The sequence below is a fragment of the Intrasporangium sp. genome, from assembly GCF_032907665.1.
Taxonomy (GTDB): Bacteria; Actinomycetota; Actinomycetes; order Actinomycetales; family Dermatophilaceae; genus Intrasporangium.
On sequence record NZ_JAJJPG010000010.1, the window covers coordinates 4,252 to 16,527 of the forward strand.

The following is a 12,276-nucleotide window of genomic DNA, read 5'->3' on the forward strand; positions in this document are numbered from 1 at the left end:
TGCTGGAGTCACTGCTGGAGTCACTGCTCGTGTCACCGCTGGTGTCACCGCTGGTGCCACTGCTGGCGTCGAGGATCGTGTCGGCGTGGGCGTCTGTCACGTCATCCACTGTACGCATGAAACAAAATCTGTAACAGTGTTACACGTGACCGAATCCCTTGCCCACGTCATCCCGCGGTCGGTCTGGCACGGCTGGGGCGATCCCGCGCAGGCCCACCCACTCAGTGAGGCGTCCTGGCGGTTCCTCGCGGACGAGATCGGTTCCGACCGTCATGAGCTCTCCCCGCCGGTCCCCCTCGAGGAGGTCGTGCTTGCCCCGTCGCGGCTGGCCGGCCGTGGTCCGGGGGCCGAGGCGCGCGCCGCACTCGCCGACGTGGTCCGGGACGAGCACGTCCACCTCGAGCGGACCTGGCGGGTCGAGCACGCAGGGGGCAAGAGCTATCCGGACCTCTATCGGTTGCGCACCGGGGACGGGTCCAGCGCTCCCGATGCCGTCGTCGTCCCGGGGTCGGCGGGGGAGGTCGCGGCGGTCCTGCGGATCTGCGCCGAGCACCACGTCGCGGTCGTGCCCTTCGGAGGGGGGACGAGCGTCGTCGGAGGCGTGGGAGCCGGCCACGCTGAGTCGCCCGCGGGTGGTGCTGGAGCGTTCACGGCGGTCATCTCCCTCGACCTGCGCCGACTCGACGAGGTGGTGGCCGTCGACCCGGTCAGCCTCACTGCGACCCTCGGTCCCGGCCTGCGTGGCCCGGAGGCCGAGCGCGCGCTCCACGGCCACGGCGTCACTCTCGGGCACTACCCGCAGAGCCACCAGGAGGCGACGATCGGCGGCTACGTCGCGACGCGATCCGCGGGGCAGGCCTCCACGGGCTACGGGCGGATCGACGACAACGTGCTCGGCGTGCGCATGGCCACGCCCCGCGGCGAGCTCGTCCTCGGGGGCCGTGCCCCCGCCTCCGCCGCGGGGCCGCGCCTGATCGACCTCGTCGTCGGCAGCGAGGGCACGCTCGGCGTGATCACGGAGGCCACCCTCAGGGTCGCCCCTCTACCCACGGCCAAGCGGCACGCAGCCTGGGCCTTCCCTTCCTTCGACGCGGGCGTGGACGCCCTGCGCAGGATCGCCCAGACCCTCGGCCCCGGGGCGATGCCCACGATCTGCCGCCTCTCCGACGAGGACGAGACGCGGGTCAACCTCACGCTCGCGGGTCCGACGGGACGTCGGCTGCTGCGCTACCTCAGCGCGATGCGTCGGGACCGACCGGCCCTGCTCGTCCTCGTCTGGGAGGGGACGGACCAGCATGACGTGCGGCGGCGTCGGCGCGCGGCCCAGGTCATCCTCCACCGGGCCGGGGGCCGTCGCCTGCCCAAGCAGGTCGCCCAGGCGTGGGAGCGGAGCCGCTTCTCCGGCCCCTACCTCCGGGACGAGCTGATGGACCACCGGATTCTTGCGGAGACCCTCGAGACCGCGACGACGTGGGCCAACCTCGGGCGCCTGCACGCCGCCGTGGTCCGGGCCATCCGCGGCGCGCTCGAGGTCGAGGGCCGTCGGGCGCTCGTGATGTGCCACGTCTCGCACATCTATGCGACCGGGGCGTCCCTCTACTACACCTTCGTCACGCCGCAGGCGGCAGACCCGCTCGCGCAGTGGCGGCAGGTCAAGACCGCGGCGAGCGACGCCATCGTCGTGGCAGAGGGAACCATCACCCACCACCACGCCGTGGGCACCGACCACCGTGCGCACCTCGCGCCGGAGCTCGGCGAGGTCGGTGTCGGCCTGCTCCGGGCGATCAAGACTGAGCTCGACCCGGCCGGGATCCTCAACCCGGGCAAGCTGGTCCCGGAGGGACGAGGGAGCCGCGGGTTATGACGTGGCACTTCTCCACGGCGCCCCCTACCGTGGACCCGTGACCTCCACACCGAGCGCTCCACCGCCGGGCGGATCGGCAGGCACGACGCCACAGGGGCCGTTCTTCCCGAGGCCCACCATGCCTCCGGCAACTGACGTCCCTGACGACCGAGTCCACGGCGACAGCCTGGATGCTGCATCGCGGTCCTCTGCGCCGATGCCCGCCGGGCAGCCGCAGACACCACCCCCCACCCCGCACGGGGGACCGCTGCCCCCGCCGTCGGCGCCGCGGGACCGGTCACGACGGGCGTGGCTGGGTGTGGCGGGAGTGGGGTTGGCCTTCCTCGTCGTGAGCACGGGGACCGTCTCGGCCGCGGAGACCGATACCGAGGACCTCCCTCTCACGGGGAGCGCGATCATCCTCGACGTGGGCAGCAACGACGTCGAGGTGGTCGGCGGAGCGCCCGCAGGCAAGATCGAGGTGAACAGGCGCTACGAGTGGGGCTTCGGCGGCTCGAAGCCGAAGACCAACGAGGCCCTCAGCGACGGTGCCATCGAGCTCAGCGGCGCCGACTGCCAGGGCCTGTCGTGGCGGTGCTCGATCGACTACCTCATTCGCGTGCCCGACAACACCGCAGTCACCTTCCGGGGCGGCTCGGGCGACGTGGTCCTCGGTGGCAGCCTCGGCAAGGTCGACCTCACGACCGGTTCCGGCGATGTCACCCTCGAGGGCGAGCTCGGCCCCGTGGACGTCGAGACAGGGTCGGGTGACGTCGACGCCGACGTGGTGGCGAGCACGGCGCTGCGCGTGCAGACGGGCAGCGGCGACCAGGAGCTGCAGCTGGGCTCCGACGCCTCGGACGTCACCCTGCGCGCGGGCAGCGGCGACATCGACGTGGAACTCCGGTCGGGGCTCGACCGCCTGGACGTCGAGACCGGCTCCGGTGAGGTCTCGATCGACGCGCCCGACGTCGAGCCGTTCCGGATCGAGGTCGACACCGGCTCGGGCGACGAGGACGTCGACCTCGCGTCGGATGCCGACGCGGACCAGCTCATCCGCGTGCAGACCGGCTCTGGCGACGTCGACATCGAGTAGGCCCGATGACCGCATGAGCGAGCAGGAGAGCATCGGGAGGCGAGTCCAGAGCCGGATCTACCGCGAGGGGCTCTTCGGGCGTCGTCCCGTCGTCCCGGTCGAGCCTCAGCTCCTCGAACGGGCCGCGCGGAAGAAGCTGAGCCGACGCGCCTGGGCCTACCTCGCGGGCAGTGCGGGCCAGCAGCGCACTGACGCGGAGAACCGCGCAGCCTTCGACGACCACCCGATCGTGCCGCGCGTGCTCGTCGACGTCTCCTCTCGCGAACTCGGGGTGCAGCTGCTCGGCCGACGCCTGCCGGCGCCGCTCCTGCTCGCCCCCATCGGGGCCCTCGAGCTGGCCCATCCTCGTTCCGACGTCGAGCTCGCCGAAGGGGTGCGCGAGCTGGGTCTCCCGATGGTGATCTCGACCCAGGGCTCCAGGCCGATGGAGGAGACCGCGGCGACCCTGAGGGACTGTCCGCGCTGGTTCCAGCTCTACTGGAGCAGCGACGACGAGCTCGTCGAGTCCCTCATCCGGCGCGCCGAGGACATCGGCAGTGACGCGCTCGTCGTCACGCTCGACACCCACACGCTCGGCTGGCGGACCAAGGACCTCGACCTCGGCAGTCTGCCCTTCACCCGCGCAGAGGGCATCGCGCAGTACGTCAGCGACCCGGTCTTCCGCCGCCTCGTCGAGCAGCGCGTGGCACACCCGGGGCCGACCACCGAGCCCACGCCACGCCCGAACCGGTCCGCGGTCGCGGCTGCCGTCTCGATGGCACGGCACTGGCCCGGCTCCCTCAAGGACAACCTCACCTCCCCGCTTCCGCGCGCTGCGGTCGAGACCTTCCTCGACGTCTTCTCCCGGCCATCCTTGACGTGGGACCACCTTCCGTGGCTCCGGGAGCGCACGCGAATGCCGATCCTCCTCAAGGGAGTTCAACACCCCGCCGACGCGGCGAGGGCGGTCGAACACGGCATGGACGGCATCGTCGTCTCCAACCACGGCGGCCGCCAGGTGGACGGCGCCATCGCGTCGATCCGGGCACTGCCCGCCGTGGTCCGCGAGGTGGGCAGGCGCGTGCCCGTGCTCTTCGACAGCGGAGTTCGCAGTGGGGCGGACGTCTACAAGGCGCTCGCGCTCGGTGCGGACGCCGTCATGATCGGCCGCCCCTGGGTCTATGGGCTCGCCGTCGGTGGCGGTGCGGGTGCCCGGGCCGTGCTGGAGTACCTCCTCGCCGAGCTCGACCTGACGATGGCGCTCACCGGCGCGCGCACCATCCCCGACATACGCGAGCTCGGCCTCGGGCAGGTCGAGTCCTGATCCCGAGGCCGAGCGGTGCCGCAGGGGGAATCAGCGATTGACGTCGTGCGCCTTCTGCTGCGCCTCTGACCTGACCTCCTGCGCCGAGCTCTGCGCCTGCGACGTGACCTCCTGGGCCGAGTCACTCGCAGCCGTCCTGACCTCCTCGACGGCCTCCTGTGCCGGCTCCTTGAGGTTCTCGGCCAGCTGGCTGCCGGCCTCCTTGGCCTCAGCCGCAGCCTGCTCCATCACCGGCTGAGCCTGCTCCTTGACCGCGGTCGCCGCCTGCTTCTCCTTCTCGGAGGCGGGCATGACCGAGCCGACGAGCCAGCCCGCCGCCAGCGCGACGACGCCGGCAGCCAGAGGGTTGCCCTGGGCCTGCTGGCGCGCCTGGACCTTGAGGTCATGGGCGGTGTCCTGCATGCCCTCGACGGCCGAGTGGGCGCTGTCCGCGACTCCGTCGGCTGCGCCCCTCGTCGACTGCCTCGCGTCATCGGCGCTACCCATGATCCGCTCCCGCCAGCCGGAGACCGTCTGGCTCATCTTCGCCTTCTGACGCTCGGTGATGGAGCTCGGGGACACCGTCGCCCCGAGCCGGTTGACGTTGTCGCTCAGGTCCTGGCGGGTGCGCTCGACCTCGGTGCGCAGCCGCTCCGTCTCGTACTCGGTCATGATTCGTTCCCCTTCATGGCGTCTGGAATGTGCTTGGCCGTCTCGGCCGTCCTGGGCAGGCCCTGCACGCGCTTGAGCTCGCCTCGACCCATCGAGTAGAGGACGGCCGCGATGATCGCCCACACTGCAGCGACGATGAGGGCGGACCAGCCGAGCCCGAGGGCGCTGCCGATGGCCCACCACAGGGCGATGGACAGGAAGAGCAGGACGAACCAGCCGGCCAGTCCCGCGCCGCCCAGCAGCCCGGAGCCCTTGCCCGCACGCTTGGCCGACTCCCGCAGCTCCGCCTTGGCGAGCTCGGTCTCCTGTCGGACGAGCGTCGACATGTCCCTCGCGATGTCGGCGACGACGTCCCCGAGGGAGCTCAGCGGCTCACCCGGCAGGTCGTCGGTCGGTTCCCGCATCGGCGCCTCGCGCGAGCTGGGCACGTCGATCATCGGGCGTCACCTCGCCCCGCCCAGTCCTCGCTCGCCCACGACTCGCGCGAAGGCTCCTCCGATGCGGGCACCCCGGGATGGCCGGCCGTGCCCGAGGGCGCCGCCGAGCCAGTCGGGTTCGTCGGTCCCGTGGGCGCGGTCGGGTAGGTGGCGGTCGTCCCCGTGGTCGCCAGCGGACCATCCATGACGGGCTCGTTCCTCTCGGACGACGGCGGGTCCGCTTCGTCCTGGGCGGCGGCCGTGAGACCGCGCGTCATCCGCCCGGAGAGGAAGCCGAGCCCCGCCGCGACGGCGAGGAACGTCCCGGGCCTGCGCCGGGCGAACCGCTTCACCTCGTCGAGCACTGCCCCGGGCTCGTTCCCGTCGAGCCAGTCACCGAGCGCCCTCGCCTGCTGGGAGACCTGCCGGACCACATCGTGGGCGACCCCCTGCTGGTCGCCCTGACCGGCCATGGCATCCAGCTCGTCCGTGAGGGTGCGCAGGCTGCCGGAGAGGCGCTGCTGCTGGGAGCGGGCCTGCTCGGTGAGCTCGGAACGGGACTGGTCCATGAGTCGGCGCATCTGGTCGGTCGCCGTGGCAGTGACGTTGCCGAGCTCGTCCTTGGCCGTCTGGGCGACGTGCTTGGCCTCGCCCCTCGCCGTCTCTGCCGTCTCCCGGGTGGCCTCCTTGGCGGCCTCGGACTTCGAGCCCGTGAAACCCGTCGATCCCATGGACGTCGAGCCGGTGCCGGTCGACCCTGTCGTGCCGGTCGTGCTCGTCGTGTATGTCTCGGATGGGCCGTTGTCCTGCAGGCTCGCGGACGTCGGTCCGTTGGTGTGCTGGGACATGTGTCCTCCTCCTCGAGGGCGTGCGGCAGTGAGCCGCCCACGCCCGGAAATCGCTCCGAAGCCCACGCTGCTGAGGGCCTTTCGATGCCCTGCTCCACTACCCCCGCCCCGAGCGGCGCTAACGACGATGGCGCGGCCCGCAACCGTCGAGTGGCCCCAGATGCAGCTTGGCGCCCGGCTTTTGGGGCCAGTCGTCTGCGTGGGCGGGAAGGGGGAGAGGCCGCACCCCTTCAGGGATGCGGCCTCTCCCGCTGAGCCGAGGTCGACCCGGTCAGGCCGGCGGGTGCACCTCGCGGCGGAGGATCTTGCCCGTGGGCCCCTTCGGCAGCTCGTCGAGCTGCCACAGCCGGCGCGGGTACTTGTAGGCGGCGAGGCGCTCCTTGACGTATTCCTGCACCTCGTCGAGCGTCGTCGACGAGCCCGGCCTGAGCGCGACGGCAGCACCGATCTCCTCGCCCATGACGTCGTCCGGGACCCCGACGACAGCGGCCTCGAGGACGTCCGGGTGGGTGTAGAGCACCTCCTCGACCTCACGGGGGTAGACGTTCATGCCGCCGCGGATGATCATGTCCTTCTTGCGGTCGACGATGGTGAAGTAGCCGTCCTCGTCGACGGTCGCCAGGTCACCGGAGCGGAACCAGCCGTCCGGGATCGCCTCCGCGGTGGCGTCCGGCCGGCGCCAGTAGCCCTTCATGACGTTCTCGCCCCGGATCGCGATCTCGCCGATCTCCCCGGGCGCCGTGTCGGTGCCGTCCGTGTTGACGAGCTTCATCTCGACGCCGGGGATGGCGCGGCCGATGGTGCCCGGCTTGGTGGGCCGGTCCGGCATGTTGAAGGACGCGACGGGGGAGGTCTCCGACAGGCCGTAGCCCTCGAGGATCTGGGCGTCGAACACCTTCTCGAAGTTCCGCATCACGGCCTCGGGCATCGCCGAGCCGCCCGACACGCAGGTGCGCAGGCTCGACGTCTCTGCCCGGTCGGCGTCGGGGTGGTTGAGCATCGCGGCGTACATCGTCGGCACGCCCTGGAAGATCGTCACCTTGTCGCGACCGACGACCTCGAGGGCCTTGGCCGGGTCGAAGCGCGGGATGAGTGTCAGGGTGCAGCCGCGGACGACGCTCGTGTTGAGCCCGCACGTGAGGCCGAAGACGTGGAAGAGGGGAAGGCAGCCCATGATGACGTCGTCCTCGGTCATCTCCATGATGTCGTCGGCGGAGCGCTCGGCGTTGCGGTGCAGGTTGAAGTGGGTGAGCTCGGCGCCCTTCGGCTTGCCGGTCGTCCCGGAGGTGTAGAGGATCACCGCGGTGTCGTCGTCGTCCCGTTCGACGGGTTCGGCGATCGGCTCGGCGTCGGGCAGGGCGCCCGCCGCCGGCCCCATGGCAGTGCACTCGATGACCCGAGTGGCGACGCCCTCGATGGCTGCGATCTGTGCCGCCTTGTGGGCCTCCTCCGCGAAGTCGGGCCAGACGAAGGAGAACGTCGTCTCGGCGTCCTGGTAGTAGTAGGAGATCTCACCGCTCTTGAGCAGCGGGTTCATGGGCACGACGATGCCGCCGGCGAGGAGCGTCCCGTAGAAGAGCACGGGGTAGGCGGGCACGTTGGGCAGGATGAGCGAGACCCGGTCGCCGGTCTCCAGGCCGGCCGCACGCAGTTGGCCCGCGACCTTGGCTGCCGCACCGTGGAGCTGGGCCCAGGTGATCTCGGCCTGGTCGAGCTTGATGCCGACCTTGTCGGGGAGGTGGGTGGCCGTGGCCACGAGGTTGGCGGCGAGATTGGTCATGGAGGCTCCTTTGCGGCCTACTGGCGGGTACCTGGGCCAATCATGGCGCGAAATCGCGCTGTGCGGCAGTCCAGGTCCCTCCCTGCCGTATGCCGCTGGGCCGGCTCACGGGTGCCCCTCCTTCGTGCGCCGTCGTCCTCCAAGACTTCTCCCGTGTCATCCCTTCCGTGTCCGGAACGGCGGGTGCCGCCGGTGACGGGCATCCTTGGACCCATGAGACCACGGCGCCCACCGGAGCTCGGGCTGCTCTTCGACCTGTTGCGGGCCAATGAAAGCCTCGGCTCGATGCTGCGTGTGGCGCTTGCGCCGACGGGACTCACGCCGACGGGGTATGCCGTGACGAGCCTCGTCCATGCCCTCGGCACGACGACTCCCTCCGAGGTCGCGGCGATGATCGGGGCCAAGCCGTCGACGCTCAGCGCGCACCTCGCCAAGCTCGTCGGGGACGGGGTCCTCTCCCGCACCCCGGGCGCCGACGGACGGTCGGTGGACCTGCGGTTGACCGACGAGGGTCGTCGCGTCCAAGCCGAGGCGGTGCGGTCGGTTCGGCAGGTGTGGCGGTCTGTGTCGCGGGATCTCGACGTGGAGCAGGCCCGAGCGGTGCTGGCCGAGGTCATCGAGGCGCTCGAGGCGGGGGCGGCGTCCACGAGATCGTGAGGTCGCTCAGGGCCCACGCGCCCGCTCGCGGCGGTAGCGTCTCAGAGTCCTCCCACCAGGAGCGCTCTCCGTCCGAAAGGTTTCACACCGATGCTCAGAAGAAGTCATGTGCGGCTGGCCCTGCTCGGCACTGCCGCTGCAGCCGCGCTCGTCGCGACCGGCTCGACGCCGGCCCTGACTGCTGCACCAGCCGCCCCGGCGGCGCCCCTCGGCTCCATCTCGCCGGCTGCGGCGGAGTGCGAGGAGGGCGGCGGCTTCGCCGACCTGGCTCGCGTCCGCGACGGCAGCGCTGCCCAGGAGCCGAAGCTCTTCCCCGACAACGAGGCGAAGGCATACGGCCTGCTGCCCGACCTGCCGCGCCTCGAGGACGGCAGCGTCACCATCGAGACCGTCTTCCACTCGATCTCCGACCACGAGCTCAGCCCCGCGCAGAAGAGCCGCATGGAGGACATGATCGAGGACCAGATGGACGTCCTCAACGAGTCCTTCGCCGGCGAGACCGCGCCGGATGCCGCGGACACGCCCTTCCGCTTCGAGCTCGAGAAGATCAACTGGGTCGTCAACGACGCGTGGTACGAGGTCACCCCGGGCAAGGTCGAGCGCGACATGAAGAAGGAGCTCCACGAGGGTGACTCCGAGACGCTCAACGTCTACTCGGCCAACATCGGCGGAGGCCTGCTCGGTTGGGCGTACTTCCCGAAGGACTACAACAACGGGCGCGCCTACATCGACGGCGTCGTCATCCTCGACGAGTCCATGCCGGGCGGCACGGCGGGCAAGTACTCGCTGGGTGACACGCTCACCCACGAGGTAGGCCACTGGATGCTCCTGCACCACACCTTCAACAACGGCTGCTCCGCCTCAGGCGACTTCGTGGCCGACACGCCGAAGGAGGCGCACCCGCAGTTCAACTGCCCCGAGGGCGCCGACTCCTGCGCGGCCCCTGGCCTCGACCCGATCCACAACTTCATGGACTACACGCAGGACTCCTGCATGAACATGTTCACTGAGGGCCAGGCCGAGCGCATGAGTGACGCCTGGCTCGCGTTCCGTGCCGGCGGCAAGGGCTGACGACACCCCCGCCACACCTCGCATCACGGATGCCGCCCACCGACAGGTGGGCGGCATCCGCGTCTTCCGGTGCCCTCGCTCGGGCCGCCGCAGGTCACGATCGAACAACTTCGGATCCGAACCATTTCTGCCGCCGTGGTGGTCGTGCATAGTAGTTCGGGTCCGAAGTATTCCTGTGGAGAGGTCACCATGTCCCGTCCGAGCCATCGCAGCCCGGGTCGCCTCGCAGCGGTTGCAGCATCGCTCGCTCTCGCTTCAGCGACGTTCGTCCAGACGCCGGCAGCGAGTGCGCTGCCCCATCCTGCCGAGGAACACGGGCGGAGCAACCCGCCGAGCACCTACGTCGTCAGCGAGGCGCCCGGCGTCCTGCCCGAGGGCATCGAGGTGACGCCCTCCGGCCGCATCTACGTCTCGTCCTCCGGGACCGGAGACATCCACGTCGGCTCCCTCGGATCGCCCACGATGCGCACCTTCGCCCGGGGGTCGGACGCCGGCCGTGCGAGCGCCCTGGGCATCCACGCCGACCCGAGGGGACGGGTCTTCGTCGCCAGCCCCTCGGCCGTCGACGTGTACTCACCGGAGGGCGAGCTCCTCGCCCGTCGCTCGGTGCCGTCCGACGCCGGCCAGACCTACCTCAACGACCTGGCGATCACGCACGACGCCGTCTACGTCACCGACTCGGCCAATGCGCTGGTCTGGCGGATGGATCTCGAGGGCAACGAGATCGGCGACCTCGAGCCGTGGTTCCGCGCCCGGACCCTCATGCCCCCGTTCGAGCCGGGCTGGTTCTACCTCAACGGGATCGTGGCCTCGAAGGACGGGTCGCGCCTGCTCGTCTCGGCCCAGGGGCTCGGTGCGCTGATCCGACTCGAGACGGAGTCGGCGGCGGGGGCGTTCGTGGAGACCGACGGCAGCGCCTTCGGCAACTTCGGACCGGACGGCATGGTCCTCGAGGGCGACGTGGTCCGCGGCGTGCTCAACTACGGCGCACCCGACACCGGCCAGGGGCTCTACGTTGCCCTGCTGGACCCGGAGTGGCGCACCGCCTCGGTGGTGGCCTCGACCACCGACGCCGACTTCTCCACGCCCACGACGGTGGCGGCTGCGGCCGGCCGCTACCTCGTCGTCAACAGCCAGCTCGACACGGCTCCGGGCGCTCCGCCCTGGACGGTGGTCGCGGTGGCGGACCCGCTGGACTGACGCGCGCCGCTCCGGATAGGTTCGCAGAGTCGTTCCCGGTCTCCGCGCTGGCCTCCACACAGGGTCGCGGCCGCCGGGAGCGCAGGCGGCGCGTCCCTCTCGGCTCCGGGACGCGCCGCGCCAGTCCTCATCCCTGTCGGAGGGCGCTGCTCACGACTGTGTGCGTGGCTGCCCGGCCCTGCCGTCGAACTGGGCGAGGCGCGCCTCGTAGTGGCGCATGCGCGCGGACAGGGCGGCCGACACCGAGCTGTGCCGTCGGATCAGCCCCATGAGTGCGACGAGCGCAACCACGAGAGCCACACCGAGGACCGCCAGCTTGATGACGAGGGTCCGCGTGACCTCGTCGTTCCCGAGGGCCACGACGGCGACGGCGATGAGCAGGCCGAGCGCCAGGCCGCCGGTGATCCCGATCCGCACGGAGGCGGCGTCATTGACCGCGTAGAGCATTCGCTCGGCATGGGTGCGCTCCTGCGTGGCGATGTCGGGCCGCAGGTAGGTGGCCGGCGGGAAGCGGTGCGTTTCGCGCCGGCGCGTGAAGTCCCAGGGGGCGTCGTAGCGAGTGGCGTTGGACATGGAGACCACCTTTTCGGGGGAGTGGGCTTGAGGTGAGGGTAGGACGCTGGGAGCTGAGCGGCATACGGCCAGTTGCGTATGCCGCTCAGCCCGCTGTGCGTGGAGGGTGCCCCGTGGAGGGGGGTCAGTCCTCGTGGTCCTCCGTCTGGAGGCGCGACCCGAGGGCGTAGGCGGCGACGACCATTGCGGCAGCCGCGAGGACGATGTCCTTGAGGACGTACTGGCCCAGCAGCGAGGGGCCGTGCGGGAAGAGCTGGTCGGTGAAGAGGACGAGCGGCGACATGATCCCGACCATCGCGCCGGTGAGGACGACGAGGCCGAGGCGCACGAACCGACCGGACACGAGGGTCAGCCCGATGAAGGTCTCGACGACCGCGGTCATGAGGACGGCCTGCTCGCCGGCGACGACGCCGAAGGTGAGGCGCTCGATCGTGGCGGAGGCGATGCCCTCGGCCGGGCTGAGGCCGGGGAAGAACTTGAGGATCCCGAAGCCGAGGAAGACGAGGCCGAGGCTGACGCGGAGGACGGCGACGCTGTGGCGCTCGAGCAACCCGTGCAAGCGGGCGAGGGCGGCGGTGAGGACGGGCTTCGGAAGGACGAGCTGACGACCGGGTCGGTCGACGACGTACTGCGACATGGTGTGTCTCCTTGAAAGTGCTGTTGGCATCGACAGCCTGTTGGCATCGACAGCACAGGGGCGTGAGGCGGGCCGGAGATACCGAGGGACTCGAGGATGAGTGCGGATACCCAGCCCGAATCCGCCGGGTTTGCCGCGGTGTGCCCGAAGTGCGCCCGTGTGTAAGCCCCCAGTAAGGCTCTCGGTAAGGCTCTCGGTAAG

Annotated in this window: 12 protein-coding genes; 6 read left to right on the forward strand and 6 right to left on the reverse strand. The window is 70.8% G+C overall.

Annotation, left to right across the window (positions count from 1 at the left end):
• Positions 1–145 precede the first annotated feature (145 nt).
• The 3 genes from LOY02_RS02995 to LOY02_RS03005 all read left to right on the forward strand — a co-directional run bounded on the left by LOY02_RS02995 (position 146) and on the right by LOY02_RS03005 (position 4,242).
• Positions 146–1,864: an FAD-binding oxidoreductase gene (locus LOY02_RS02995; RefSeq protein ID WP_317180844.1), complete on the forward strand. Its 1,719-nt coding sequence runs from the start codon at positions 146–148 to the stop codon at positions 1,862–1,864.
• 328 nt (positions 1,865–2,192) lie between these two features.
• Positions 2,193–2,939: a DUF4097 family beta strand repeat-containing protein gene (locus tag LOY02_RS03000; protein WP_317180845.1), complete on the forward strand. Its 747-nt coding sequence runs from the start codon at positions 2,193–2,195 to the stop codon at positions 2,937–2,939.
• 13 nt (positions 2,940–2,952) lie between these two features.
• On the forward strand, positions 2,953–4,242 hold the full coding sequence (locus LOY02_RS03005; RefSeq protein ID WP_317180846.1) for an alpha-hydroxy-acid oxidizing protein: 1,290 nt from the start codon (positions 2,953–2,955) through the stop codon (positions 4,240–4,242).
• A 30-nt stretch (positions 4,243–4,272) separates the two neighbouring features.
• On the opposite strand, the gene LOY02_RS03010 is transcribed toward LOY02_RS03005, so the two are convergent.
• The 4 genes from LOY02_RS03010 to LOY02_RS03025 form a co-directional block, all read right to left on the reverse strand.
• Positions 4,273–4,893, reverse strand: coding sequence for a DUF3618 domain-containing protein (locus LOY02_RS03010; protein ID WP_317180847.1), 621 nt, complete (start codon positions 4,891–4,893; stop codon positions 4,273–4,275).
• A complete protein-coding gene (locus tag LOY02_RS03015) occupies positions 4,890–5,297 on the reverse strand; it encodes a phage holin family protein (protein ID WP_317180896.1) in 408 nt (135 codons plus the stop codon). The genes LOY02_RS03010 and LOY02_RS03015 overlap by 4 nt, the downstream gene beginning before the upstream one ends.
• 29 nt (positions 5,298–5,326) lie before the next feature.
• A complete protein-coding gene (locus LOY02_RS03020; protein ID WP_317180848.1) occupies positions 5,327–6,157 on the reverse strand; it encodes a hypothetical protein in 831 nt (276 codons plus the stop codon).
• Positions 6,158–6,428: 271 nt separating this feature from the next.
• On the reverse strand, positions 6,429–7,937 hold the full coding sequence (locus LOY02_RS03025) for a long-chain fatty acid--CoA ligase (RefSeq protein ID WP_317180849.1): 1,509 nt from the start codon (positions 7,935–7,937) through the stop codon (positions 6,429–6,431).
• A gap of 213 nt (positions 7,938–8,150) precedes the next feature.
• On the opposite strand from LOY02_RS03025, the gene LOY02_RS03030 reads away from it, so the two are divergent.
• The 3 genes from LOY02_RS03030 to LOY02_RS03040 all read left to right on the forward strand — a co-directional run bounded on the left by LOY02_RS03030 (position 8,151) and on the right by LOY02_RS03040 (position 10,865).
• On the forward strand, positions 8,151–8,594 hold the full coding sequence (locus tag LOY02_RS03030) for a hypothetical protein (RefSeq protein ID WP_317180850.1): 444 nt from the start codon (positions 8,151–8,153) through the stop codon (positions 8,592–8,594).
• A gap of 90 nt (positions 8,595–8,684) precedes the next feature.
• On the forward strand, positions 8,685–9,665 hold the full coding sequence (locus tag LOY02_RS03035) for a zinc metalloprotease (protein ID WP_317180851.1): 981 nt from the start codon (positions 8,685–8,687) through the stop codon (positions 9,663–9,665).
• A gap of 189 nt (positions 9,666–9,854) precedes the next feature.
• Positions 9,855–10,865 carry a hypothetical protein gene (locus LOY02_RS03040; protein ID WP_317180852.1) on the forward strand — a complete coding sequence of 337 codons (1,011 nt, stop codon included), beginning with the start codon at positions 9,855–9,857 and terminating at the stop codon, positions 10,863–10,865.
• Between the two features lie 150 nt (positions 10,866–11,015).
• Here LOY02_RS03040 and LOY02_RS03045 read toward each other — a convergent pair whose 3' ends face one another.
• Complete coding sequence (locus LOY02_RS03045) at positions 11,016–11,438, reverse strand: hypothetical protein (RefSeq protein ID WP_317180853.1); 423 nt, start codon at positions 11,436–11,438, stop codon at positions 11,016–11,018.
• Between the two features lie 124 nt (positions 11,439–11,562).
• Positions 11,563–12,075, reverse strand: coding sequence for a DoxX family protein (locus LOY02_RS03050; RefSeq protein ID WP_317180854.1), 513 nt, complete (start codon positions 12,073–12,075; stop codon positions 11,563–11,565).
• Between the last annotated feature and the right edge of the window lie 201 nt (positions 12,076–12,276).

Bases quoted from the DNA above. Each gene is read 5' to 3' on its own strand.
- LOY02_RS03005 (WP_317180846.1), top strand. From the start codon at position 2,953: ATGAGCGAGCAGGAGAGCATCGGGAGGCGAGTCCAGAGCCGGATCTAC.
- LOY02_RS03010 (WP_317180847.1), bottom strand. From the start codon at position 4,893: ATGACCGAGTACGAGACGGAGCGGCTGCGCACCGAGGTCGAGCGCACC.
- LOY02_RS03015 (WP_317180896.1), bottom strand. From the start codon at position 5,297: ATGCGGGAACCGACCGACGACCTGCCGGGTGAGCCGCTGAGCTCCCTC.
- LOY02_RS03020 (WP_317180848.1), bottom strand. From the start codon at position 6,157: ATGTCCCAGCACACCAACGGACCGACGTCCGCGAGCCTGCAGGACAAC.
- LOY02_RS03025 (WP_317180849.1), bottom strand. From the start codon at position 7,937: ATGACCAATCTCGCCGCCAACCTCGTGGCCACGGCCACCCACCTCCCC.
- LOY02_RS03030 (WP_317180850.1), top strand. From the start codon at position 8,151: ATGAGACCACGGCGCCCACCGGAGCTCGGGCTGCTCTTCGACCTGTTG.
- LOY02_RS03035 (WP_317180851.1), top strand. From the start codon at position 8,685: ATGCTCAGAAGAAGTCATGTGCGGCTGGCCCTGCTCGGCACTGCCGCT.
- LOY02_RS03040 (WP_317180852.1), top strand. From the start codon at position 9,855: ATGTCCCGTCCGAGCCATCGCAGCCCGGGTCGCCTCGCAGCGGTTGCA.
- LOY02_RS03045 (WP_317180853.1), bottom strand. From the start codon at position 11,438: ATGTCCAACGCCACTCGCTACGACGCCCCCTGGGACTTCACGCGCCGG.
- LOY02_RS03050 (WP_317180854.1), bottom strand. From the start codon at position 12,075: ATGTCGCAGTACGTCGTCGACCGACCCGGTCGTCAGCTCGTCCTTCCG.